This window comes from Aliivibrio thorii, from assembly GCF_057368585.1.
Genome location: NZ_CM170654.1, coordinates 689,665 through 714,541, shown reverse-complemented (window position 1 = coordinate 714,541; position 24,877 = coordinate 689,665). Strand labels below are relative to the sequence as shown.

At 38.4% G+C, this 24,877-nt stretch carries 27 protein-coding genes; 17 read left to right on the top strand and 10 right to left on the bottom strand.

The window, feature by feature from the left end; translation table 11 throughout:
- The first annotated feature begins 186 nt into the window (after positions 1 to 186).
- From narQ to AC2IP4_RS03165, 3 genes are read left to right on the top strand one after another with little or no spacing between them, the layout of a single operon-like run.
- Entirely contained in the window at positions 187 to 1,878 is a 1,692-nt protein-coding gene (narQ, locus tag AC2IP4_RS03175) for a nitrate/nitrite two-component system sensor histidine kinase NarQ (protein WP_375321050.1), read from the top strand.
- 23 nt (positions 1,879 to 1,901) lie between these two features.
- On the top strand, positions 1,902 to 2,513 hold the full coding sequence (locus AC2IP4_RS03170; protein ID WP_375321051.1) for a response regulator: 612 nt from the start codon (positions 1,902 to 1,904) through the stop codon (positions 2,511 to 2,513).
- A gap of 1 nt (position 2,514) precedes the next feature.
- Positions 2,515 to 2,844, top strand: a complete 330-nt coding sequence (locus AC2IP4_RS03165) for a DUF4156 domain-containing protein (protein WP_375321052.1) — start codon at positions 2,515 to 2,517, stop codon at positions 2,842 to 2,844.
- An 85-nt stretch (positions 2,845 to 2,929) separates the two neighbouring features.
- Here the strand turns inward: AC2IP4_RS03165 and AC2IP4_RS03160 are convergent, their stop codons facing one another.
- Positions 2,930 to 3,211, bottom strand: a complete 282-nt coding sequence (locus AC2IP4_RS03160) for a winged helix-turn-helix domain-containing protein (protein ID WP_060991618.1) — start codon at positions 3,209 to 3,211, stop codon at positions 2,930 to 2,932.
- Between the two features lie 165 nt (positions 3,212 to 3,376).
- Complete coding sequence (locus AC2IP4_RS03155) at positions 3,377 to 3,661, bottom strand: type VI secretion system PAAR protein (RefSeq protein ID WP_105055587.1); 285 nt, start codon at positions 3,659 to 3,661, stop codon at positions 3,377 to 3,379.
- Between the two features lie 189 nt (positions 3,662 to 3,850).
- Here AC2IP4_RS03155 and AC2IP4_RS03150 point away from each other — a divergent pair, with 189 nt between their 5' ends.
- Genes AC2IP4_RS03150 through AC2IP4_RS03135 form a run of 4 tightly spaced genes read left to right on the top strand, consistent with a single transcriptional unit; the run spans position 3,851 to position 6,344 of the window.
- The gene (locus AC2IP4_RS03150) at positions 3,851 to 4,198 is read left to right on the top strand and encodes an ArsC family reductase (protein WP_375321053.1); all 348 of its coding nucleotides are present in this window, start codon (positions 3,851 to 3,853) and stop codon (positions 4,196 to 4,198) included.
- 48 nt (positions 4,199 to 4,246) lie between these two features.
- Positions 4,247 to 5,380, top strand: coding sequence for a succinyl-diaminopimelate desuccinylase (dapE, locus tag AC2IP4_RS03145; RefSeq protein ID WP_375321054.1), 1,134 nt, complete (start codon positions 4,247 to 4,249; stop codon positions 5,378 to 5,380).
- Positions 5,381 to 5,439: 59 nt separating this feature from the next.
- On the top strand, positions 5,440 to 6,108 hold the full coding sequence (locus tag AC2IP4_RS03140) for a M15 family metallopeptidase (RefSeq protein ID WP_105055269.1): 669 nt from the start codon (positions 5,440 to 5,442) through the stop codon (positions 6,106 to 6,108).
- Positions 6,109 to 6,110: 2 nt separating this feature from the next.
- The gene (locus tag AC2IP4_RS03135; protein WP_375321055.1) at positions 6,111 to 6,344 is read left to right on the top strand and encodes a DUF2897 family protein; all 234 of its coding nucleotides are present in this window, start codon (positions 6,111 to 6,113) and stop codon (positions 6,342 to 6,344) included.
- 46 nt (positions 6,345 to 6,390) lie between these two features.
- On the opposite strand, the gene bamC is transcribed toward AC2IP4_RS03135, so the two are convergent.
- Both bamC and dapA read right to left on the bottom strand, forming a co-directional pair.
- On the bottom strand, positions 6,391 to 7,443 hold the full coding sequence (gene bamC / locus AC2IP4_RS03130) for an outer membrane protein assembly factor BamC (RefSeq protein ID WP_375321056.1): 1,053 nt from the start codon (positions 7,441 to 7,443) through the stop codon (positions 6,391 to 6,393).
- A gap of 11 nt (positions 7,444 to 7,454) precedes the next feature.
- The gene (dapA, locus tag AC2IP4_RS03125; RefSeq protein ID WP_105055272.1) at positions 7,455 to 8,336 is read right to left on the bottom strand and encodes a 4-hydroxy-tetrahydrodipicolinate synthase; all 882 of its coding nucleotides are present in this window, start codon (positions 8,334 to 8,336) and stop codon (positions 7,455 to 7,457) included.
- Between the two features lie 274 nt (positions 8,337 to 8,610).
- Between dapA and AC2IP4_RS03120 the strand changes: the two genes are divergently transcribed.
- On the top strand, positions 8,611 to 9,144 hold the full coding sequence (locus AC2IP4_RS03120) for a glycine cleavage system transcriptional repressor (RefSeq protein WP_375321057.1): 534 nt from the start codon (positions 8,611 to 8,613) through the stop codon (positions 9,142 to 9,144).
- Positions 9,145 to 9,176: 32 nt separating this feature from the next.
- Entirely contained in the window at positions 9,177 to 9,644 is a 468-nt protein-coding gene (gene bcp / locus AC2IP4_RS03115) for a thioredoxin-dependent thiol peroxidase (protein ID WP_375322813.1), read from the top strand.
- Between the two features lie 86 nt (positions 9,645 to 9,730).
- Here bcp and AC2IP4_RS03110 read toward each other — a convergent pair whose 3' ends face one another.
- Together AC2IP4_RS03110 and AC2IP4_RS03105 are read right to left on the bottom strand one after the other, a co-directional pair.
- Positions 9,731 to 10,798 (bottom strand): AI-2E family transporter, encoded by a 1,068-nt coding sequence (locus tag AC2IP4_RS03110; RefSeq protein ID WP_105055275.1) that lies wholly within the window; start codon positions 10,796 to 10,798, stop codon positions 9,731 to 9,733.
- An 8-nt stretch (positions 10,799 to 10,806) separates the two neighbouring features.
- Positions 10,807 to 11,028 (bottom strand): sulfurtransferase TusA family protein, encoded by a 222-nt coding sequence (locus tag AC2IP4_RS03105; protein ID WP_375321058.1) that lies wholly within the window; start codon positions 11,026 to 11,028, stop codon positions 10,807 to 10,809.
- A 161-nt stretch (positions 11,029 to 11,189) separates the two neighbouring features.
- Between AC2IP4_RS03105 and bepA the strand changes: the two genes are divergently transcribed.
- The 3 genes from bepA to AC2IP4_RS03090 are packed head-to-tail and all read left to right on the top strand — an operon-like array spanning position 11,190 to position 13,465.
- The gene (gene bepA / locus AC2IP4_RS03100; protein ID WP_375321059.1) at positions 11,190 to 12,644 is read left to right on the top strand and encodes a beta-barrel assembly-enhancing protease; all 1,455 of its coding nucleotides are present in this window, start codon (positions 11,190 to 11,192) and stop codon (positions 12,642 to 12,644) included.
- Between the two features lie 15 nt (positions 12,645 to 12,659).
- Positions 12,660 to 13,010, top strand: coding sequence for an arsenate reductase (glutaredoxin) (arsC, locus tag AC2IP4_RS03095; protein ID WP_375321060.1), 351 nt, complete (start codon positions 12,660 to 12,662; stop codon positions 13,008 to 13,010).
- Positions 13,011 to 13,030: 20 nt separating this feature from the next.
- Positions 13,031 to 13,465, top strand: coding sequence for a DUF2069 domain-containing protein (locus AC2IP4_RS03090; RefSeq protein ID WP_105055279.1), 435 nt, complete (start codon positions 13,031 to 13,033; stop codon positions 13,463 to 13,465).
- 245 nt (positions 13,466 to 13,710) lie between these two features.
- Here the strand turns inward: AC2IP4_RS03090 and AC2IP4_RS03085 are convergent, their stop codons facing one another.
- Positions 13,711 to 14,871, bottom strand: a complete 1,161-nt coding sequence (locus AC2IP4_RS03085; RefSeq protein ID WP_375321062.1) for a DUF2066 domain-containing protein — start codon at positions 14,869 to 14,871, stop codon at positions 13,711 to 13,713.
- Between the two features lie 206 nt (positions 14,872 to 15,077).
- On the opposite strand from AC2IP4_RS03085, the gene AC2IP4_RS03080 reads away from it, so the two are divergent.
- The gene (locus AC2IP4_RS03080; RefSeq protein ID WP_486306694.1) at positions 15,078 to 16,328 is read left to right on the top strand and encodes a uracil-xanthine permease family protein; all 1,251 of its coding nucleotides are present in this window, start codon (positions 15,078 to 15,080) and stop codon (positions 16,326 to 16,328) included.
- Between the two features lie 70 nt (positions 16,329 to 16,398).
- Here AC2IP4_RS03080 and upp read toward each other — a convergent pair whose 3' ends face one another.
- Positions 16,399 to 17,025 carry a uracil phosphoribosyltransferase gene (gene upp / locus AC2IP4_RS03075; RefSeq protein WP_060991633.1) on the bottom strand — a complete coding sequence of 209 codons (627 nt, stop codon included), beginning with the start codon at positions 17,023 to 17,025 and terminating at the stop codon, positions 16,399 to 16,401.
- Positions 17,026 to 17,250: 225 nt separating this feature from the next.
- Here upp and purM point away from each other — a divergent pair, with 225 nt between their 5' ends.
- A complete protein-coding gene (purM, locus tag AC2IP4_RS03070; RefSeq protein ID WP_375321064.1) occupies positions 17,251 to 18,291 on the top strand; it encodes a phosphoribosylformylglycinamidine cyclo-ligase in 1,041 nt (346 codons plus the stop codon).
- Between the two features lie 129 nt (positions 18,292 to 18,420).
- Positions 18,421 to 19,059: a phosphoribosylglycinamide formyltransferase gene (gene purN / locus AC2IP4_RS03065; protein ID WP_375322814.1), complete on the top strand. Its 639-nt coding sequence runs from the start codon at positions 18,421 to 18,423 to the stop codon at positions 19,057 to 19,059.
- Positions 19,060 to 19,114: 55 nt separating this feature from the next.
- On the opposite strand, the gene AC2IP4_RS03060 is transcribed toward purN, so the two are convergent.
- Positions 19,115 to 19,942 (bottom strand): class II glutamine amidotransferase, encoded by an 828-nt coding sequence (locus tag AC2IP4_RS03060; protein WP_375321065.1) that lies wholly within the window; start codon positions 19,940 to 19,942, stop codon positions 19,115 to 19,117.
- Positions 19,943 to 20,017: 75 nt separating this feature from the next.
- Positions 20,018 to 20,599, bottom strand: a complete 582-nt coding sequence (gene lpcA / locus AC2IP4_RS03055) for a D-sedoheptulose 7-phosphate isomerase (protein WP_045102705.1) — start codon at positions 20,597 to 20,599, stop codon at positions 20,018 to 20,020.
- A gap of 354 nt (positions 20,600 to 20,953) precedes the next feature.
- On the opposite strand from lpcA, the gene fadE reads away from it, so the two are divergent.
- On the top strand, positions 20,954 to 23,401 hold the full coding sequence (gene fadE, locus AC2IP4_RS03050; RefSeq protein ID WP_486310549.1) for an acyl-CoA dehydrogenase FadE: 2,448 nt from the start codon (positions 20,954 to 20,956) through the stop codon (positions 23,399 to 23,401).
- A gap of 125 nt (positions 23,402 to 23,526) precedes the next feature.
- Positions 23,527 to 24,849 carry an IS4 family transposase gene (locus tag AC2IP4_RS03045; protein WP_486310548.1) on the top strand — a complete coding sequence of 441 codons (1,323 nt, stop codon included), beginning with the start codon at positions 23,527 to 23,529 and terminating at the stop codon, positions 24,847 to 24,849.
- Positions 24,850 to 24,877 lie beyond the last annotated feature (28 nt).

Sequence of the window (24,877 nt, the reverse complement as noted above, 5' to 3'; positions counted from 1 at the left end):
ATTCACAACTCCAATTGTCTATTCACATTTTTATACGATGAATTTTAAATTTTGTTATATTTATTGATATACCCCATAATGGCTAAACAAGGGGTACATTTGTTTTAGATCAATTTTTAAAACAAATAAAAACAACAAAATAGAGCTCATTTGCCTTTAACTAATCATAGGCCACTATTAACAAAGATGAAACATACAAAAACCTCAATTTTAACAAAAACAATTGCACAAGTGATGCTATGGATAGTTCTCATTTCCATAATTACAACTAGCTTGGCTTTAATTACCCTATCTTCTAGTTTAAAGGATGCTGAAGCGGTCAACATTGCAGGTTCATTACGTATGCAAAGTTATCGATTAGCTTATGATATTGAAAGTGATTCGCCAGAAATAATAAATCACTTAAATAAATTTTCTGACTCTATTGAATCTCCTTCCTTTCAAACATTAGAGCAATGGTTTGTTCCTGATGATATTGAACTTTCTTATCAGGATATTCGTCTGCAATGGCATGCTTTAAAGCCGGCTTTACTTAGTGATAATAAGCAAATTTATCTAAATAAAGTTTCCTTATTTGTCGATGAAATAGACCACTTTGTTTTCCGGTTGCAAGAATTTTCAGAAAGAAAACTGCACCTTTTATCATTTATCGGAGCCCTTGGATTATCATTAATTGTATTTCTAAGTGTCTTCATTATCTTTTTTACCCAGCGAAAAATTGTGACCCCATTGCATCGACTTGTTCAAGCAAGTAAAGCGATGACAAAAGGTAATTATTCTGTTCAAGTTGATTTAAGAAGCGACAATGAATTAGGCCAATTAAGTGATTCATTCAACCACATGGCAAAACAAATCCACTTAAATTACAAAGAATTAGAAAATAGAGTTGAAGATAAAACCAAAAAGTTAAGCCAAGCAAACCGCTCACTAACAACGCTTTATCATTGCTCGCAGCAGCTATCAGCATCTCAATTGGATGAACAAACATTTAAAAACATTCTTGATACTTTTGTAAACATAGAGGGCATCACAAGTGCTCGTTTAATCGTAGAAGAAGAATCAGGAGGGGATTGGGAAATTACCAGTGGTGATTCGAATGACTCACCTTGGAGCTTGCAAGAACTCAGTATTGATGGGGAGCAGCTTGGTTACTTAATGTGGCAATTCTCCCTTCCTTGTCCAGATCAAAAGCTGATCATTAACATTTCAAATATTCTTGCTCGTGGTGTTTTTTATAATCAAGCTCAAAAACAAACTCATCAACTTATACTGTTAGAAGAACGCTCAGCCATTGCTCGCGAACTGCACGATTCTTTGGCTCAATCTTTATCTTATTTAAAGATCCAAACTACGTTACTAAAACGCCAACTTGCGAAGTGTGACTGTAAAAATACAGGTAATACATTAATAGAATTAGATGAAGGGCTCAAAAGTGCCTATACTCAATTAAGAGAGTTACTTAACACTTTTCGGTTAACTATCAATAAGGCTCACTTTGGTGAGGCGTTACAAGAAATAACAACGACCTTAGCTGCACAAACTAACATAAATATTAGAGTAAATAATGAACTGCCTTCATTGCCAATAAACGCCCAACAACATGTTCATTTATTACAATTAATACGTGAAGCAACATTAAATGCCATCAAACACTCAAAAGCTGATAATATTATCATTACGTGTTTTCAAGAAAGTGAGCAAGGTTGCATTAACATTGAAGACGATGGCGTAGGATTTGATCCTACAGAAGAAAAAATTAATCATTATGGATTAAGGATAATGCAAGAACGCGCAAACTGTGTTCACGGCACTTTATCGATATCCTCAGAACTTGAACACGGTTGTACAGTGAACGTTATGTTTCCACTAAACCAATAAAAATAAAATAGAAGGTAAAAATTATGTGGAATGTTGTTATCGTTGATGATCACCCATTGATGCGTCGTGGTATTGGCCAACTTCTCTCTTTTGATGACGAGTTTGCATTAACAGGCGAAGCAAGTAACGGTACAGATGCGGTAGCCCTGATATCTCAGGATGAACCTGACTTAGTTTTACTTGATTTAAATATGAAAGGAATGTCAGGACTTGATACATTACACGCACTACGTAGTGAAGGGGTAACATGCCCTATCGTAATTTTAACCGTTTCTGATAACAAACAAGATATTAAAACACTGGTTAAGGCTGGTGCTGATGGTTATTTATTAAAAGACAGCGAACCAGATGAACTCATAGCCTTATTAAAAGAAGCAATGCGAGGCGGAAAAGCCTATTCTGAACAAGTTAAAATGTGTTTAGAACAAGATCATAATGGTGATGATAAATTAGCAAGTCTAACTGCAAGAGAATTAGAGATTTTACAAAACGTAGCTAAAGGTATGCGAAACAAACAAGTTGCCGATAAGCTATTTATCTCTGAAGCTACCGTAAAAGTACACATGAAAAGTTTATTGAAAAAACTAAACGTGAAATCACGAGTTGCAGCAACGTTACTTTATTTGGACTCTTAATATGAAAACATTGCTCATTTCTACCTTAAGCTTATTTTTATTAAGTGGCTGTATATCAACAACACAGCCTCTAGATAATGATTCAAGTTCAATCACTCTTCATTATAGTGAGAATATGAGTAGACAATGCTCTGAACTAGGAACGGTTACAGGTAGTGAAGGGCATTGGTACACCTTCTTTTTTATATCCAACAAAGATTTAATGGTCTCGGCGGTTAACGATATAAAAAACGAAGCTTATTCTTTGGGTGCAAATACCGTCATACTTCAAGATCCTATGCCATTTAATACATCAATCACCCTACTTGGTACAGCCTATTCTTGTCCTTAGCCATATTTGATATTCCAACCAATAAAAACAAAAATGCCAACATATTTGTTGGCATTTTTATTTAAATTTCATCATCATTAGATTATTAATGATACAACGTTGATGCGATTTCATCTTCTCGTGAACACACCCACTCAGGATCATAAGGCCCCCAATCTGACAAGCGGTAATACCCGTCATTATGGCGACGTCCATCTTGAATGAACATCAATTCAATACCAATGCCAGGTAAGGCTTTCAATACATCTTGAATCGTACGACGAGGCCAGCCAGTTAATTCGACAAGCTTCGGCACATTTGGTCTTTCTAAATTATGCACCAATAACGCCAAATATAAGCGTCTGGCAAACACTGGATTCAACTCCATTGATACCTCCTGATTTAATAATAACAATTATTAATCATTCAATATTTATGATGTTGAGATTGATCAACTAATTACGAAAATAATCGCACAATTCCATCAAAAAACACATAAAAATGCATTTTTTGTAATTAATTTTCATAACTATCACTAATAACCTAGGTCAAATTATCCAATATTAACGGTTCCTCCTCCCTTTACAGTTCCACCACATCCAACTTTGTCCCCATTACGAGCTGCAGGCTGACCGTCAATAAAAACAGTACTTGAACCACCAGAAATAAATCTAGGATGAGGAGGATGCTTTGGCTTCACATGAGGAGCTAAAGGATCGCCTTTTCTTGCAGCTGGAACACCATCGACTTTAACTGTCGCTGAACCTGCCAATATTGGACTGGGATGAAAACCATCATGTGCACTGCCTATATCTCCAACCTTTACTGCATTCCCCATCATGTATGCCCTTATTAATGTCGATAACAAAGTGTATATTTTCTATACAAACAAAAATAATGTACTTAAGAAAAAGACGAGTCACTTCAAATAATAATCAATAGAATGATAAATTATGCTCAAGACTGGCGTATTGGTTCAATTCTCGTTATAAAGGAGTTAATAATTAATAACATAATGAAGAAAGCCATGACTACAATTTACGGAATAAAAAACTGCGATACGATAAAGAAGTGTAAAAAATGGTTAGACGCAAATGAAATCAACTTTACTTATCATGACTACCGCACTGATGGTATTGATAAAGAGATGGTGACAACTTTTGTTAAACAGCTTGGCTGGGAAAATGTTGTCAATAAAAGAGGCACAACTTACCGCCAATTAACGGATGAGCAGAAAAATACTCTAAATGAAGAAAGTGCGATTGAATTATTACTAAAAATGCCAGCCATGATTAAACGCCCTGTATTAGTTCATAACAATGAATACCACTTAGGGTTTAAACCTGCTCAATATGAAACTCTATTTACCGTTTAAAACTCGTAATTTTGATGACTAATTAAAGATAAAGTAAAGGAATACACCATGACAGACACCCCAACGTTAGCTCTTGCAAAAGATTTATTAAGCCGCCAATCTGTTACCCCTGAGGACGCCGGTTGCCAAGAGCTTATGATAAAACGGCTAGAAGCGCTTGGTTTTACAATAGAAGTGATGGTATTTGAAGATACGACTAATTTTTGGGCTCGCCGTGGTACTGAAGCGCCTTTATTTACCTTTGCTGGTCATACCGATGTAGTACCAACTGGTTCATTAGATCATTGGAATACCAATCCATTTGAACCAACAATCATTGATGGCATGTTATACGCTCGTGGTGCTGCTGATATGAAGGGTTCTTTGGCTTGCATGGTTGTGGCCGTTGAACGCTTTGTTACAGAGCATCCTAACCATAAAGGCTCTATTTCTTTCTTAATTACCTCTGATGAAGAAGGTCCATTTATTAATGGAACAACACGCGTCGTTGATACCCTAAAAGATCGAAATGAAATCATCGATATGTGTATTGTCGGTGAGCCATCTAGTACTGAGTATGTGGGTGATGTTGTAAAGAATGGTCGTCGTGGCTCTCTGACTGGAAATTTAACAGTGAAAGGGATTCAAGGCCACGTTGCTTATCCACATATTGCACGTAATCCTATTCATCAAGCGATGCCAGCATTAACAGAACTAGCAACAACAGAGTGGGACACCGGTAATAATTACTTCCCACCAACAAGTTTTCAAATTCCTAATATTAATGGAGGTACTGGCGCTTCTAATGTAATACCTGGTGATGTAGAAATCATGTTCAACTTTCGCTTTAGTACTGAATCTACGGTTGAAGGCCTACAACAGCATGTCATTGATACTTTAAATAAGTACGATTTAGAATACGATTTAGATTGGATCATCAATGGCCTTCCATTCTTAACCGATACAGGTGATCTTTTAACAGCTGTTGTTGATGCAGTAGATACAGTCAACCAGCAAAAACCTCAACTATTGACCACTGGTGGTACTTCTGATGGGCGTTTTATTGCTCAAATGGGGTCTCAAGTCATCGAACTTGGTCCTGTTAATGCGACAATTCACAAAGTGAACGAATGCGTTAAAGTCGATGATCTAGAAAAGCTAACTGATATGTATCAACAAGTGCTTAATAATCTATTTTCTTGATGATTTTTGAGTATATGATGGGAGGGTTTCGACCCTCTCTTCCTTTAATGTGGTGAATTATGGAAAAAGCACAACTTACAGGTCTTTCAACCCAACACCTCTCTTTTGTAACAGCTAATCGTCAACTTCATCGCCATTGCGTTACTTCTTTTTACGCATTAACACAGGCGGCACTCAACGCAGGTTTTACACTTACCATTGCAAGCAGTTTCCGTGATTTTGAACGTCAATTAATGATTTGGAATAATAAGTTCAATGGGATCCGTCCTATTTTAGGTGAAGATGGGCAGCCACTGAATACTGACAATATGAGTGAGCTAGATAAAATCCATGCAATTATGCGTTGGTCTGCCCTTCCTGGTGGAAGTCGTCATCATTGGGGTACAGATCTTGATATTTATGCATCAAATACTCTCCCTGAAAACACAGCGCTTCTGCTAGAACCTTGGGAATATAATACAGGGCACCAAGCCTCGTTTAGTATATGGCTACAAGAAAATGCACATAAGCATGGTTTCTTTTTTCCTTATAAAGTAGACAGACAAGGCGTCGCTATTGAACCTTGGCATGTGAGCCATAAAGAGCAAAGCTCACTATTTATGACCGAATTAACTCCCGAAGTACTTTTAAACGCATGGGAAAATGTCGAATTAGCAGGAAAAGATACTATTATTAAACACATTGATACGTTATTTGTTCGCTACATTACTAATATTAATAAGGAATAAATATGGAATGGTTAATGAATCCTTGGGTTATTATTGTCATCGTTTTAAGTGTTGTTATTGGTAACCTTGCAGCCCTAAAAGCAACAGCAAATATGAAATTTAAATCAAAGGAAAAGCTTTACTCACAAAAAAATGAACATGAATCATCAGAAGACGATAATTCAATAACATCCTCAAATGAAGAAAGCATCATTACAGAACAAAACAATGAAAAAAAAAGACGTTCACTAATGTGAACGTCTTTAACTATTTAAATAAACGCTGTTAATTTAATACTAAATTCTACTCTTCTTCCGTTTTCACTTTAGGTGCATTATTTGATTTTTCAATCATCGCAGCTAAAACTGGAACAACAGAATCCAACGTTGCTTCATCTACAGGCTTACCAGCAGCATCTGTAACATTAATCGATGTTCGGTTACCTAAATCACCTAATAATAGATTGTAAGTACGGCCTTCAAAAGCCAATGGCTTCGTTCCTATTTCTTCCCAATACTCATCATCAGGCTCTCTATATTTTACCTTAATGGTACCTTGAGAACGGTTTCTATCTTCAATTTCTAACCCCATCATTGGTAATAATTCACCAAGACGTTCCCAGAAAATATTATAAGGCGCACGAGCAATAATAATTGGAAGACCACTTCTATCTTGTCCCATAGAAATAGGAATACGCTTCACTAATTCCTCAGCACGAATACGCGCTTCTTCACGCAATTGAGCATCGTAAGCTGACGTTACTAAATTTGTCATCAAGATGTTGTAACGCGCTTTATTAGCCAAAGTAACGTCTGTTTGCTTACCATCTACTTGCCAATCAATCAGTGATATTTGGAAACCAGAACGTCTATTTTGACTTAGTTTATTGATCTTATAGCGAGCACCAAACTCATGGTCTTCATCTTCTGAGTTCCACTTTATCCAATCCGTTTCTAATTCAGAATCAGTTTGCACTTTTAAACCGATATCGCGTTTTTTAATTAAAGTTAACACGGTCTGCCAAAGTTTATCGACCTCTTCTTCTTTAATCAGCCAAACAGTCACTTCTCCATTTAACTCTTCAAATCGAGCACCAGGAATAAGCTCAAGAACCTGCTGAGGTGGACGAATATCGACATCTTTACCAATACCACCAATAAATTCTCCTTGAGGGATATCATATTGAGGATAAAACTCAGGTTTAGCATCAGCAGGTTGCTTCCACTCAACGAGCGGCGGCGTATCCAAATACTTAAAGTCTTGCTTAGCTTGGCGACGCTCTGTTGGACTGCTTGAACATGCTGATAAAACAGCAATCATTAATGATCCAACAACAAAGCGAGTGTTCACTTTCATTTTCAATCCTATTATTTCAACACACCAGCACTAATTAAGGCTTGTTCAACCACAGGCTGTAATGATGAGCTTAGCTCCGTCAATGGTAAACGAATATCTGAATGAGTAATCATACCTAAACGATGTGCTGCCCATTTCACAGGAATTGGGTTTGCTTCAACGAATAAATCTTTATGTAGTGGCATTAAGCGTTGGTTAATCACTTCCGCTTCTTCAAACTTACCTTGAGCCGCTAGTGCGAACATCGTTGCCATCTCTTTTGCTGCAATATTTGAGGTTACCGAAATAACACCGTGACCGCCTAACTTAACAAAATCAAGCGCCGTTGCATCATCACCACTAAGTTGGATAAATTTTTCGCCACAAAGTTCACGAGTCAGTGCAACTCTATCTAAATCAGCCGTTGCATCTTTTAGTGCAACAATGTTGTCAAACTCTGACAGACGAGCAACCGTTTCTGGTAACAAATCAACCGCAGTACGTCCGGGTACATTATAAAGGATCTGAGGAATGTCTGTTGCTTCAGAAATCGCTTTATAATGCTGGAACAAACCTTCTTGTGTTGGTTTGTTATAGTAAGGCGTCACACTTAAACAGCCAGCAACACCTGAGTCATGGAAAAGCTTACTAAATGTTACCGCCTCATGAGTGGCATTAGCACCAGTACCTGCAATAACAGGAATACGTCCATCTGCAAACTCTAGTGTTTTCATTACTAGTTTGACATGCTCTTCTACACTTAATGTCGCTGACTCTCCCGTTGTACCCACAGCAACGATGCCATTTGTACCGGCATCAATATGATAATCAACAAGATTTTTTAAGCTGGTGTAATCTACTTCACCATCAGTATCTAATGGTGTTACTAATGCGACAATGCTACCTGAGAACATATCCTTCTCCCTTTTATCTTAGCTTGAACGTGTAAACTAATTTTGTTATTCATTAATATCATTGCAAAGAGTCATAGTCCTTGACCATGATGTTTTATCTGGTTTTCATCTTCTTATGCAATGAGCAAAATCATTCACTCAATATACCTCAAGGATATTACATAAGAGCCTATGTTGTAGAGTCTTTTTTTTGACGATTGTTCACTATTGCTTGCTTATCACACAATCACTTGCGTGTTAGTATTGGGTTATCTTTTTCAACAACGAGTTTTTTATGCCTCAATACCTTGTAATTACCGCGGTCGGTACAGACAGACCTGGTATCTCTAATAAGGTGACTCGCCTTGTCACTGAGTCAAGCTGCAATATCGTAGATAGCCGTATCGCCTCATTTGGTAATGAGTTTACATTAATCATGTTGTTGTCTGGCACAGCGAACGCGATTTCTCGTATTGAAAATACCCTACCTTTACTTGGACAACAGCATGATTTAACGACCATGATGAAACGAACCTCTCCCCATCAAGAGAAAGATATTTTCTATACGATTGATGCGTTCGTTGAATCAGAAGATCGTCCGGGCTTAACTGAGAAGTTTACTGACTTCCTAGCAAATCGAGACATCGATTTAAAAACGCTAAGTGCGCAAACTCTTAAAAAGGGAGAGCACCAAAATACTTTTCAAATTCAAATCACCGCAGAGATCTTTCAAGAATGTCATATTATGGAGATCCAAGAAGAGTTTGAATCTCTATGTGCTTTATTAAGTGTCAGCGGTAAAATTAATTTTTATAAAAATTCCCTCTAATAATAAAAAGTAATTCAAAAGGAAATATCATGATCACACCACTAGAAGCAGGGGCTCCTGCACCAAACGTTTCACTTCTTGATCAACATGGAGAGTCTATTTCTCTTTCTGATTTAAAAGGTAAAAAGGTTTTATTTTATTTCTACCCAAAAGCAATGACTCCAGGGTGCACAGTTCAAGCTCAAGGTCTTCGTGATATTAAAGCCGAATTAGATGCCCATAATGTCGTCACTCTTGGTGTTAGTATTGATCCTGTAAAACGTTTAGGTAAATTCATCGAACGTGACGAGTTAAACTTCACATTATTATCAGATGAAGATCATGCCGCTGCTGATGCTTTTGGTGTCTGGGGTGAGAAAAAATTCATGGGGAAAACTTATGATGGATTACACCGCATTAGCTTTTTGATCAATGAAGAAGGTGTTATTGAACACGTCTTCAATAAGTTCAAGACAAAAACTCACCACGAAGTGGTATTGGACTATTTAAACAATAAATAAGCTAAACGAGAAATAATCGTTTTAAAAACTCAAAATAAAAAAGCGATGCTTATTAAAAGCACCGCCTTTTTATTTGTTAAGCTGCCTTATGCTTTATTAAACACTTCATCTGTTGCAGGAAGCGCTTTCCATACCGCCTTCACTAATGTTGCTAACGGAATGGCAAAGAAAACCCCCCAAAAGCCCCATAATCCACCAAACACCAGTACCGATACAATAATAGCGACCGGATGAAGGTTAACGGCTTCAGAAAAAAGTACAGGCACTAAAACATTACCATCGAGTGCTTGAATAATGCCATAAGCGACTATCAACCAATAAAAGTCAGGCGTTAATCCCCACTGAAATAGAGCAACAATAGCAATAGGAACGGTAACTGCAGCGGCTCCTATATAAGGAATCAATACAGAAAACCCAACCATTACAGCGAGCAATAAGGCATAACGTAAATCCATAATAAAGAAAGTAATGTAGCTCACGCCACCGACAATCAGAATTTCAACTACCTTTCCTCTAATGTAATTACTGATCTGTTCATTCATCTCAACCCATACTTTTGTCGCTAAACGACGATTCTTTGGCAGAATATTACTCATTGTTCTTACCATCTCTTCTTTATCTTTTAATAAAAAGAAAACAAGCAACGGAACAAGGATCAAATACACCCCTAACGCAGCAATACTGACTAATGATGCCAATGAGCCTTTAACCATGGTTTCGCCCATGCCAAGAACTTTGCCACGAATGGTTTCTAGTAAAGTATCAATCGATTGAGGTTGAATCAGTTCAGGGTAACGTCCCGGAAGGCTAGATAGCAAATTGTGCAATCCATTAAACATCGATGGCACATCATTAATTAAGTTACCGACTTGATTCCAAATTGTAGGAACTAACCCAAAAACAGCCATTAACATAACGCTAATAAATAAAATAATAACGAGCATGACTGACAGTGTTCTTGGTATACCTAATTTACTCAGTTTTACCACTGGCCATTCAAGTAAATATGCAAGAACAATAGCCACTAACAAGGGAGCAATTAAATGGCCAAAAAAGTAGATCGTGATAAACCCAACGATAAGAATCGCAACAAGGCTAACGGCATGAGGATCAGAAAAGCGGCGTTTATACCACTGTGTAACCATATCTAACATATTAAGTTCTACTTTTTTATGATGGTTAAAAGTGAGCAGGTGTCAGCATGCTCTAATTGAATATCAAATAGATGCTGTTCGAAGTATGACATCATATCGCTTAAAGACGCTTTGTCGACGACTTTGATTTGTAACATTTCATTTTTAATTAATGATTTACTGGCCCGTTTTGCTAATAACAGCGACATTGGGCAACGATGTTGTGATAAATCTAACCTTCTGGTTTCCATTCAGCGACTCTATAGATATGATAGATTTCAATTGAAAGAGTATAAATCACATAATTACGACAAAAAAGAAACCAATTCTAAATTTGGTGCTCTTATTCATCAAGATTACGTTATTATCTCTCTATAAGAGAATGTTATTGAAAAGGATTTGTAAAAACGACATGTTCAAATTAAAAAAGCTGGCCAGTTGTTTACTGATCACCTCATTATTGACAAGTACTCTTCCCGTTTATGCAAAGAACGATTTAAATTTACCGGATATAGGGACCACAGCAGCATCAACCTTAACGATTGACCAAGAGTTAATCTATGGTGATGCATATATGCGTATGCTTCGAGCAAGCCAACCTGTTATTAATGATCCTGTTTTAGCTGAATATGTTCAAGCCCTAGGGCATCGATTAGTCGCAAATGCGAGCGATGTAAAAACCCCTTTTCATTTTTTCTTAATTAATAATAGAGAAATTAATGCCTTTGCCTTTTTTGGCGGTTACGTAGCACTTCATTCTGGGTTATTTTTATACGCCCAATCAGAAAGTGAATTAGCCTCTGTTGTCGCTCACGAAATTGCACATATAACTCAACGCCACTTAGCTCGTAGTATGGAAGATCAAGCAAGGCGCTCACCAGCTACTGTAGCTGCACTTATTGGATCTTTATTATTAGCAATAGCTGCTCCAGAAGCCGGAATAGCAGCAATTCATGCAACCACTGCCGGGGCGATGCAAAGTTCAATTAACTACACTCGTAGTAATGAGAAAGAGGCAGATAGGTTTGGTATTGATACTTTAGCTAAATCAGGTTTTGATGTCTCAGCGATGCCTCGATTTTTCTCTCGCCTAGCTGATCAATACCGCTATGCAAGCACACCACCACCCATGCTACTAACTCACCCACTGCCAACGTCTCGTATTACCGACAGTAGAGAAAGAGCACAACAGTACCCTATGCGCCGAGTAAATACCTCATTACGCTATCATCTTGCGCGGTCTCGTATTGTTGCACGCTTTGCTGGTATTGACAGTGGCGCAGCTCTAGACTGGTTTTCTCGTAAATCAAAAACTCACAATAACGATATTAAACAAGCGCTAAATTACGGCAGAGCGCTAGTGTATATTGATTCAAAACAATATGACAAAGCACAACCAATCATGGATGTTCTATTAAGAAAAGATCCTCTTAATACATTTTATATTGATGCGGCTACCGATTTAGATCTCTATACAAAAAAAAATCAGCAAGCAGTTAAACGCTTAAAAGACAGCTTAGTGCAATTACCAAATAACCCAGTATTAACGATTAACTATGCTCACGCTCTTGCCGAATCCAATAAACTGTCAGAAGCCATACGTGTTTTACAGCGTTATACTCATGATTATCCAGATGACCCTACAGGATGGCAGTTACTTTCTAAGGCCTACCATGACAATGGCAGTACTAATGGTGAATTAGCCGCAAGGGCTGAAGTATATGCCTTAAAGGGTATGTGGAATAAAGCCCTCAGTAATTATACTCAAGCAAGTCAATTGGTTGAGTTTGGAAGTTTAGACCAAGCTAGATACGACGCAAGAATTGATCAGCTCCGTCTATCACGAGAACGTTTTAGCACCTTATAATCAAAAGGAAAAAATATGTCTGTTGTTATTTTTCACAACCCTCGTTGTTCAAAAAGTCGTGAAACCTTAGCGTTACTTGAAGAAAGAGGAATTACTCCAAATGTGGTTAAATATTTAGAAGAAGCACCGAGTACTGATGCATTAAAAGCACTATTTTCTCAATTAGGTTTTACTTCTGTTCGTGACATGATGAGAACAAAAGAAACTGAATATAAAGAACAAAATCTAAGTGATAGCTCTGTGACTGACGAACAATTATTTGAAGCAATGGCACGAACACCAAAGCTAATGGAGCGTCCAATAGTAGTTAACAATAACCAAGCAAGAATGGGACGCCCACCCGAGAAAGTATTAGAAATTTTATAAAACAACACCAAGGAAAAGACATGGATTCAGTTGCAATGAGCGCAGAGACGAAGCGCTACCGTTTACTTGCTTTGTTTTGTAATTTAGCACTACTCATTTTTATTACACTTTGGCATAGTACATTCTCCCCCCACCCATTAATTAACCCTTATGGCGTGACTGTGGCATGGATAATTCCTATGCTGTTTCCGTTAAAGGGCATCATTCAAGGTAAGCCTTACACTCATGCTTGGGCTAACTTTATTTTAATGTTTTATTTTTTACATGGTTTAACCATTCTTTGGCTTGATGAAGGCGAACGATACTTTGCACTGATTGAGGTAATTCTTACTACAGGTGCGTTTGTAGGTAATATTTATTACGCTCGCCTTCGAGGTAAAGAGCTCGGATTAAAACTGAAACGTTTATCTGAAGTTGAAAAAATAGAAAAAGCAAAATTCACTGAAGGTGAATAATTAAACATAAAAAAGGTGACTCTATAGTTAATGCCGATCAGTTAGTCACTTTATTGAGTAATTATGCACTATTTATTCAATGTCTAATAGATATGGCAAAGTACCCGTTAAGAGAGTGAAAGATAGATACAACAAGGGCTCCAGAATGATTGTAATAAATTCGTCTGAAGCCCTTGTTTTTATTGATGTTCGCTTAACTGACTGGCATTAACTCTATAGTCACCTTTTTATTTAACTGAAATCGATTAATTTGCGCTTAATTGATACTGATGAATCACTAGTTTTTTCACTTCTAACTCATCGACCAAAGCACTCTCTTCTACGATAGGCGCCTCTTCTTTAAGTTCAGGTTCAGCTGTATCTTTCGTTACTTCAGTGGTTAATTCAGAACTGATGTCCTCATTAACGATAGGTTCTTCAGGCACCAATGATATACGAGTATTTTTACTTAATAATTCATCATTAAATTGTTGATAGTCACCTAATAGGCTTAATGTATAGGTAACTTTATCACCTTGAATTGTATCAACTTGAACACTAGCAACTGAGTTCATCTGCTTTAATAACTTCTCTAAAGTGAAGAAAGATCTTGTTGTATGAATCCCTTTAATCGATACAACTTCAGAATCACTAGCAACAGCACCTAAATTTTTCGTATAAGTTTGAGCAAAATAATCACTGACCTCGTTAACCATATCAGCTAATTGAACAGCACCTGATGATTTGCCTTCAATTGGTTTTTTCGATGTCGTCGTAAGGTATTGAGGAGTCGTATCAAACAACGTCCAACTTGAACTATTACCACTAACTTTAACCACTAAAATAGCTTGAGGATTATAACGCTCACTCGCATCTGCAATTGGCTTTTTAAAGTTACCCCACAAATCTGGAATTTCGATAGATGTTACATCATCAAAATCTCCTACAGGAAACATAACCGGTAAACCACGTTCATTTGCAGCATTCTTAATACGAGTGATTAATGAATTGTTTGATTGTTCCCAAATGACGCTTCTCTGATAATTATATTCATTGACGACCCAAACTAATACGGGTTTACGCGGAGTCTCCCAAATACTCTGTTCTGCTTGCATTAACAAGTTTAGAACCATACTTGAGTTGTAACCTAGTTTCATACCACGAGGGGCGTCATCATGTTCAACAAAGCTCATTTGAGTTACGTAGCGATCACTTCGTGTTAACGCCTTTTTTATCACTTCGTTTTCAGCAATTTCCTGTTGACCAGAAACTTTGATCAATACATTCACCAAGCCTTCTTCTTTAGCTAAACTTTCTGCTTTCTCTGCATCAGTTAATTGCACTTCGGTATGATAAAGATCCGTTTGCTGCTGCGCAAAAACAGGACTAGCAATCATACACATTAATAAACACAAGATACGTAACATCAAACAACCTATAATTACTTTTATAATTTACCGCCGATAATAAGGGCTATCCTATTATTCAGCAAGGATTCGAATTGACTCAGATCTAACTTTCAAGCTATTAGAGTAATACTTTCGGAAAAAGTTTTATTTTTTCACGAGTGAAATCAAGATATTTATTGCTCAAATAATGATAGAATCCCTCAAATTCATTACTGGAAATGGAAATGCTATACAATTTATTCCAAGGTTTTCAAATGCTGTTTGTTGCATTTGGTGCCCTTGTCCTAGTTCCTCTTCTTACTGGCTTAGACCCTAACGTGGCTCTTTTTGGTGCTGGTATTGGTACTCTTCTCTTTCAATTAGTTACTCGTCGCTCTGTTCCTATCTTCCTCGCTTCTTCTTTCGCTTTTATCGCTCCAATTATCTACGGAACTCAAACATGGGGTATTCCAGCTACCATGGGCGGACTAATGGTCGCAGGGCTAGTGTATGTTGCATTAGGCGCGGTAATTAAAGTTAGAGGTGTCGCGTTTATTCATAAATTATTACCTCCTGTGGTTGTTGGCCCAGTAATTATGGTAATTGGTTTAGGCTTAGCTCCTACAGCTGTGAATATGGCGTTAGGAAAGACTGGTGATGGTGCTTATCAATTAGTTGATGGACAACTCGCCTTTTGGATAGCTGCAGCTTCATTATTTACAACTATTGGCGTTAGTGTTTTTTCAAAAGGATTCTTCAAGCTTCTTCCAATTTTATCAGGCATCGTAGTTGGCTACTCTCTTAGCCTTATTTTTGGTGTTGTTGATTTTACCCCAGTTCATCAAGCCGCTTGGTTTGCCCTACCTAACTTCACTTTCCCTGAGTTCAACATTAATGCGATTCTATTTATGATCCCAGTTGCAATCGCACCTGCCGTTGAACACGTAGGTGACATGCTTGCAATTTCAAACGTGACAGGAAAAGATTACCTTAAAAAACCAGGATTGCACCGCACTATCACAGGTGACGGTATTGCAACAATGGCCGCTTCTCTTATCGGCGCGCCACCGAACACAACTTACAGTGAAGTAACAGGCGCAGTAATGCTAACCAAAGCATTTAACCCAGTGATCATGACATGGGCTGCTGTATGCGCCATTGTTCTTGCTCTCGTTGGTAAATTAGGCGCTATGCTACAAACCATCCCTGTTCCAGTTATGGGGGGCATCATGATCTTACTGTTTGGTTCTATCGCTACGGTAGGTCTAAATACACTGATTAAAAATCAAGTTGATTTACATAAAGCACGTAACCTAACAATCGTTGGCGTAACTTTAGTCTTTGGTATTGGCGGTATGGCTGTAGGTATTGGTGACTTTAACTTACAGGGCGTAAGTCTTTGTGGGATTGTCGCTATTGCACTTAATTTAATTCTTCCTAATGACTTAGGCGAAAGCCATGTTGTTGATAATGCTCAAATGGAAGAAGACAAATAGTTCTAGGTAAGAAAAGGCTTGATGATTAATACATCAAGCCTTTTTTAATTCTTAACTTAAGTAACTAAAATTATTTAGTACCAAAGATCTTATCACCAGCATCGCCAAGACCAGGTACGATGTAACCCTTGTCATTTAGCTTCTCATCAATAGCTGCAGTATAAAGCTCTACGTCTGGGTGTGCTTTTTCTAGTGCTTCAATACCTTCAGGAGCAGCAACAAGTACAAGTACTTTAAAGTGCTTACAACCATTTTCTTTTAGAAGGTCTAGAGTTGCGATCATTGAACCACCAGTAGCAAGCATTGGGTCAACAACAAGAGCAATACGCTCATCAATGTTAGACGCTAACTTATTAAAGTATGGTACTGGCTCTAGTGTTTCTTCATCACGATAAACACCAACAACACTGATACGTGCACTTGGAATATGCTCAAGAACACCATCCATCATACCAAGACCTGCACGTAGGATTGGCACTACTGTTACTTTTTTACCTTTAATTTGGTCAACTTCAACTGGGCCATTCCAGCCGTTTATAGTTACTTTTTCTGTTTCAAAATCTGATGTTGCTTCATAAGTAAGTAGGCTACCTACTTCTGTTGCTAATTCACGAAAACGTTTAGTACTGATATCGCCTTCACGCATTAAACCAATTTTATGTTTTATTAGCGGATGTTTTACTTCAACAACTTTCATTTCTGACTCCAGATACATTAATCAAACCTTCTAATTATACATATTTTTTCATTGAAAAATGGCGTTATCGTAAAATAAATTACTGCCTAAGAAATTGTTTACCGAATTTATTATTTTTTATTACAAAAATTATGCAAAAACCCTTACGCAAACGTTTCCCTTTTTACATTGTGCTGTTAGAATGGCGCGGATTTTTGAAATCCAACCTATGGCGAGGACACCTCCGTGAGCGACAACAAAACTTCTCTTAGCTACAAAGATGCTGGTGTAGACATTGATGCTGGTAATGCACTTGTTGATCGAATTAAAGGCGTAGTAAAACGTACTCGTCGCCCAGAAGTAATGGGTGGCATTGGTGGTTTTGGTGCGTTATGTGAACTTCCTACTAAATACAAACAACCTGTTTTAGTTTCAGGTACTGACGGTGTTGGTACTAAGTTACGTTTAGCACTCGATCTAAATAAGCACGATACGATTGGTATCGACTTGGTTGCTATGTGCGTAAATGACCTTATTGTTCAAGGTGGAGAACCTCTGTTCTTCCTTGATTATTATGCAACTGGCAAACTTGATATTGATGTTGCTGCTGAAGTAGTTACAGGTATCGGTGAAGGCTGTATTCAAGCTGGTTGTGCACTAATCGGTGGCGAAACTGCTGAAATGCCTGGTATGTATGAAGGTGAAGATTACGATGTTGCTGGTTTCTGTGTTGGGGTTGTCGAAAAAGAAGACATCATCGATGGCACAAAAGTAGCGGCAGGTGATGCATTAATCGCAGTAGGTTCAAGTGGTCCACACTCTAATGGTTACTCATTAATCCGTAAAATTCTTGAAGTATCAAACGCAGACCTTACCGAAAAATTAAACGGTAAAACGGTTGCAGACCATCTTATCGAACCAACAAAAATCTACATTAAATCAGCACTTAAAATGATTGCTGAGCATGATATTCATGCAATCTCTCATATTACTGGTGGCGGTTTCTGGGAAAATATCCCACGCGTGCTTCCTGAAGGTACAAAAGCGGTTGTTAATGGTAAGAGTTGGGAATGGCCTGCTATCTTTAACTGGTTACAAGAAAAAGGCAACGTTGATACATATGAAATGTACCGTACCTTTAACTGTGGTGTAGGCCTTGTTATTGCGCTTCCAAAAAATCAAGCAGAACAAGCTGTTTCTCTACTGAATGCTGAAGGCGAAAACGCTTGGGTAATTGGTGAAGTAGCGGCTGCAGAGCAAGGCGAAGAACAAGTAGAGATCCGTTAATCGGGTATATAAACTTTGAGCTAGCTCATAAAGCATAAATAGAAAGGTGATCACTTATTCGATCACCTTTTTTATATCTATTATTTATGTTCGAATAGTTCTCATTACTTAAAGAATAAGACGATTATGATGAAGAAGATTGTTGTATTAGTTTCAGGCAGTGGCAGTAACCTACAAGCTTTTATTGATGCTTGTGGTAACAAAATCCCTAACGCACGTATAGCTGCCGTCATTTCAAATAAAAGTGATGCTTATGGATTACAGCGAGCACTAAATTCAGGGATTAACGCTCATTGTTTAAGTGCAGCTGATTATGCTAATCGTGAACAGTATGATGAAGCTTTAGCAACACTGATCGATCTTCATAAACCAGATGTCATCATTCTTGCTGGCTTTATGCGTATATTAAGTGAAGACTTTGTTCTTCGCTATCAAGGTAAAATGCTGAATATCCACCCTTCTCTTCTACCAAAATACACTGGATTACATACTCATCAACGAGCTATTGATGCCGGCGATAAAGAACATGGGACGAGCGTTCATTTTGTCACTCCTGAATTAGATGGTGGTCCAGTCATACTTCAAGCTAAAGTGCCTATTTTTGCAGATGATAATACTGAAGATGTGGCATCACGCGTACAGGCGCAAGAGCATGTAATCTACCCAATGGTAGCTAATTGGTTAGTTGAAGAAAGATTGATAATGAAAAATGGTAAAGCCTTACTAGATGGCCATATATTAGGTCAGTCAGGATTAGAAACTGAATAATAAAAATGCCCATTGATATTATCTTTCAATGGGCATTTTATTTCGTAAAGTTCGTTTATGCGTTAACTGGGCATTCAGATGGCGGTGGTGCCATGTCTGGAACGGTTTCATGATTACCCGCAATTAACTCACCAAAATGAAACAAGCCATACTCACCGACTTTCATTTTATGCCATTCTTCATTGTCCGTTAATGGTCGTGTAACAATCACTGAAACTACATCATCAAGTGTTGTTTCTTTGTGGAAATCAATAGTCACATCCTCATCAATTAATGAAGCTTGACCAAATGGCGCACGTCGAGTGATCCAATGTAAATTGTTCGAACAGTAAGTCATAATGTACTCACCATCACTCAAGAGCATATTGAACACACCTAAGCTTCGAAGATGATCACAACACTCAGACACAAACTCAAACATCAGCATCATATCTTGAGGTGGCTCAGGATATTTATCTTCTAATTGATTCAATAACCAACAAAAAGCACGTTCACTGTCAGTTTCCCCAACAGGCCTAAAGCGTCCTGTTGATAACTCATTAAATCCCGTTAATTGACCATTATGAGCAAATGTCCAATACCTCCCCCACAACTCTCGCGTAAATGGGTGTGTATTCTCGAGATTAACATCCCCACGATTTGCTTGGCGAATATGACTTATTACTGCTTTACTTTTTATTGGATAATCTTGCACTAACTCAGCTATTTTTGAATGACAGCTTGGCTTAGGGTCTTTAAATGTGCGAAATCCTTTCCCTTCATAAAAAGTAATCCCCCAGCCATCACGATGCGGGCCAGTATTACCACCACGCTGAACTAACCCTTTAAAACTAAAGCAAATATCGGTTGGTACATTGGCACTCATTCCGAGTAATTCACACATTCTTGCGTTACTCCTTTATTCGCAACCTGACCAACCTTAATTCACAGAGTTATCAAGATTGATCAGTATAATGAATTATTTTTCCATTTCTTTTTCAATTAATTGAATAACAATATGGATGATTTTAATGTGGATTTCTTGAATACGATCAGCATAACCAAAATGAGGGACTCGGATCTCTACATCAGCAAGGCCAGCCATTTTTCCACCATCTTTACCTGTTAGAGCGATAGTTTTCATCCCTTTTTCTTTTGCTGCTTCAATCGCTTTTAAAATATTTCCTGAATTACCTGACGTCGATAAACCAAATAATACATCGCCTTTTGAGCCAACGGCTTGAGTGTAACGAGAAAAAACATGGTCATAACCAAAATCATTACTTACACACGATAAATGGCTAGGATCAGAAATAGCAATACCAGGGTAACCTGGGCGGTTTTCACGATAACGGCCCGTTAATTCTTCAGCAAAGTGCATGGCATCACAGTGTGAACCACCATTACCACAAGACAATACTTTACCGCCTTGTTTAAAAGAGTCTGCAATGGTCTTTGCCGCTAATTCAATTTGAGCAAGGTTTTTATCATCAGCTAAAAAGTCATTCAGTACTTGAGCAGCTTCTGTTAATTCAGAACGGATCAGATCTTGATAAGACATAGGATTCTCTCTATTTATTATTTTCCCTATTAGGGGCTAATCTCAGTGTACCTATACCGGCAAACCTTTAAAAGAGATCCGCTCTATATTTCTTCTATACACGCCATAAATATCTCTATTGATAGCCAACAAAATTAGAAGTTACTCACTTAAAAATAAAAATTGTTTATTAATTACCCAAGCTGGATCACTTTTTGACCACTAACGTTATTTACTTTTTGTTAACATTAGAACTACACTTACATTAACTGGTTAGACCTCTTATCAGAATAGCGTCACACAATAACTTTACGACCGAGTATCGTAATACCCTCTGTTTCTACAAACAGAGCAGCGCCGAAAAAGGAGAATCACATGGCCCTGACACTTTTAACAACATTAATTGCACTTGCTGCATTAAGTTATCATCGACAATCTCTACGCACTGCCACCCTTGTCACAGCGGCTATTTTAGCTGTGAGTTCAGGATTAGGCTATGCAGGTCCTATTACATGGGCAGTCTTCTTAGTGATTGCAGTGCCATTAAACACCCCTTCAATTCGTCAATCTATTTTCAGTAATAAGGCATTGGCTATATTCAAGAGCGTCATGCCTGAAATGTCACAAACAGAGAAAGATGCAATTGAAGCAGGAACCGTCTGGTGGGAAGCTGAACTATTTAAAGGCAATCCAGATTGGAAATTTCTTCATAATATTCCTAAAAATACACTGTCAGATGAAGAGCAAGCGTTCATGGATGGTCCAGTGACCGAAGTCTGCCGTATGGTTAATGATTACGAAGTCACTCATGAGCTTGCCGATTTACCACCTGAAGTATGGCAATACCTAAAAGATCATAAGTTCTTCGCTATGATCATTAAGAAAAAATACGGTGGTTTAGAGTTCTCTGCCTATGCCCAATCATGTGTACTACAAAAATTAACGAGTGTTTCAGGCGTGCTTTCTATTACCGTTGGAGTTCCTAACTCATTAGGTCCTGGTGAACTTTTACAGCATTACGGTACTGAAGACCAAAAAAATCATTATTTACCTCGCCTTGCTGAAGGTAAAGAAATTCCATGCTTTGCCTTAACAAGCCCAGAAGCAGGCTCAGATGCCGGCTCAATTCCTGATTTTGGTATCGTAACCAAAGGCATGTGGGAAGGCGAAGAAGTGATAGGTATGCGTATCACTTGGAATAAACGTTATATCACTCTCGCTCCTGTTGCTACTGTTCTTGGTTTAGCATTCAAACTACAAGACCCAGATGGATTAATTGGTAATAAGAAAAACTTAGGCATTACTTGTGCACTTATTCCAACTAACTTAGAAGGCGTTAAAATTGGCCGTCGTCATTTCCCTATGAATATTCCATTCCAAAATGGTCCAACACAAGGTGAAGATTTATTTGTTCCACTTGATTACATCATCGGTGGTGAAAAAATGGCAGGTCACGGTTGGCGTATGCTGGTCGAATGTTTATCTGTTGGTCGTGGTATAACCCTGCCATCAAATGCCACTGGCGGCGCAAAAACTGCTGCACTTGCGACTGGGGCTTATGCTCGTATTCGTCGTCAATTCAAAATGCCAATTGGTAAAATGGAAGGGATCGAAGAGCCGCTAGCACGTATGGCAGGAAATGCTTATATGATGGATGCAGCAAGTGCATTGACTGTTGCAGGTATAGTTCAAGGTGAAAAACCATCGGTTATCTCTGCGATTGTAAAATACCACTGTACTCACCGTGCGCAGCGCATTGCTATTGACGGTATGGACATTGCCGGAGGTAAAGGGATCTGTTTAGGGAGTTCAAACTTCTTAGCGCGTGGTTACCAAGGCTCTCCAATCGCTATCACTGTGGAAGGGGCAAATATATTAACTCGTTCAATGATCATTTATGGTCAAGGAGCTATTCGTTGTCACCCTTATGTTCTTGAAGAGATGGATGCGGCCTACCTAGAAGGTAAGCAAGCCTCTCTTGAAAAATTTGATGCGGCAGTGTTTGGTCATATTGGTTTTGGTATCAGTAACTTTATACGTTCATTATGGTTTGGTCTATCTGATGGCAGAGGTTCTAAAACGCCATTTAACGATGAAACAAAGCGTTATTATCAACAAGTAAATCGCTACAGTACGAACCTTGCACTACTATCAGATATCTCAATGGCAGTTCTTGGAGGAAGTTTAAAACGTCGTGAACGCATGTCAGCACGTCTTGGCGATATTTTAAGTCAATTATACTTAACTACATCGACTCTAAAACGTTTTGATGATGAAGGTCGCCAGAAAGAAGATTTAGCACTAGTTCATTGGAGTGTTCAAGATTCACTTCACCAAGCAGAGCAAGCAATTGATGGGCTATTAGCAAACTTCCCAAATCGATTTATTGCTAGTGCAATGCGTTTCATCCTATTACCGACAGGGCTTCGTCGCCAAGGTCCAAGCGATAAACTTGACCATAAATTAGCTCGTATCCTTCAAGAGCCATCAGGCGCTCGTAGTCGAATTGGTCGTGGTTTATTCTTGGAAGCCAGTCGATTTAACCCTGTAGGAAAAATGGAAGAAGCATTAATTGATATCTTAACTGCAGAGCCAATTTATGACCGCGTATGCAAAGAGTCAAAACAACGTTTACCATTCATGCAATTAGATCGTGTAGCCAAAGTAGGTTTAGAGCTAAACATCATTTCAGACAAAGAAGCCTTATTACTTCGTAAAGCTGAAAAAAGTCGCTTAGCGACCATTAGTGTAGAAGACTTTGACCCAAGCGAACTGATAGTAAAGCCTCAAACTAATAATTTTGAGCACAGTAAAATAGCTTAATTTAAAGATAAAAAAGACAAATAAAAAGGCCAGAGTATATGATCTTAATGCCGTTCGTTTAGCTACTTGAACGATCCTCCAGATGCCTCATAATCGGTCGTAACGTAAGTTACGGCCGATTTTTTATGTCTGAATTTTCAAAAGAGTTACAAATTACCGCAGAGTTTTGCCACGAACGTCCAATCGATGTGTTCAGTAAACATATTCCTTTAGAGTGGGTTGAAGAAGCGATTCAACAAACGGGACGAACATCGCTCCGAAAACGCCGACTACCCGCTGAACAAGCTGTTTGGCTAGTTCTAGGGATTGGGCTCCAGCGTAATCGCTCCATTCAAGATGTCTGTGATAAGTTGGAGTTGGCATTCCCTGATGTGGATGGCAAATTCACGCCTATGGCAACAAGCAGTATTATCAAGGGAAAAGAACGTCTCGGTGATAAACCTATGCGCTACTTATTTAAAACTACAGCACAACAGTGGGAGCAACAGTCAGACTTTGATGAAGTTTGCGGTTTGAAGCTTCTTAGTGTCGATGGCACACATTTCAAAACTCATAATACAGAAGAAAATCAACATTTCGGCTTTGCTCAAAAAGGGGCATCGCTTCCGAGTGTACTGGCGGTAACATTGATGTCAACACGCAGCCATCTTGTCTCTGATGCTGCTTTTGGGCCAGTGACAAATAGTGAAATATCCTATGCTCAACAACTAGTGGGCTCAGCACCTGATGATTCATTAACACTCTTTGATAGAGGGTTCACTTCTGCAGAGCTATTTACCACCTGGCGTGGCGCAAGCAGTAACACTCATTGGTTAACACCAATCAAGGCTAAGATGCGTTATGACATCGTTGAGAGTTATACTGAACATGATCATCTCATTGATATGCCCGTTTCACCACAAGCTCAAAAGCTTGCTCCTTATCTTGATAAAAAGTGGCAGGCTCGACTTATTCTTATCCCAACGCCTACAGGTGAAATCAAAGGCTTTATTACTTCTTGCCTATGTCCGGAACGCTACCCATTTGATGCATTGGTTAAAGTGTATTGGGAGCGTTGGGAAATCGAGCGCAGTTACGGAGAGCTCAAGCAGTATCAGTTGCAGAACAAGCCAGTATTACGAAGCAAGAAAAAAGTTGGCGTATATCAGGAGTTATGGGGAATATTAACCAGCTACAACATAGTAAGGTTGGAAATGGCTGAAATGGCTAAACAGCACGAAGTTGAGCCCCTGCGGATCAGCTTTATCAATGCACTATTTTTAATTATGGACGAGATGATTTGGGCGAGTGATACACGAAGCCCTGGAGCGATACCAAAAAACTTAAAGGCTCTCAGGGAAAGTGGGAAACGGCTTATTCTCCCCAAGAAACGGAATAGGAAACCATATCCCCGAGCAGTTTTAAAAAAGGCAGTCAAATATCCTAATAAACATACCACTCGCCCTTAAGCGAGTGGCATTAATCATATGATCGGCT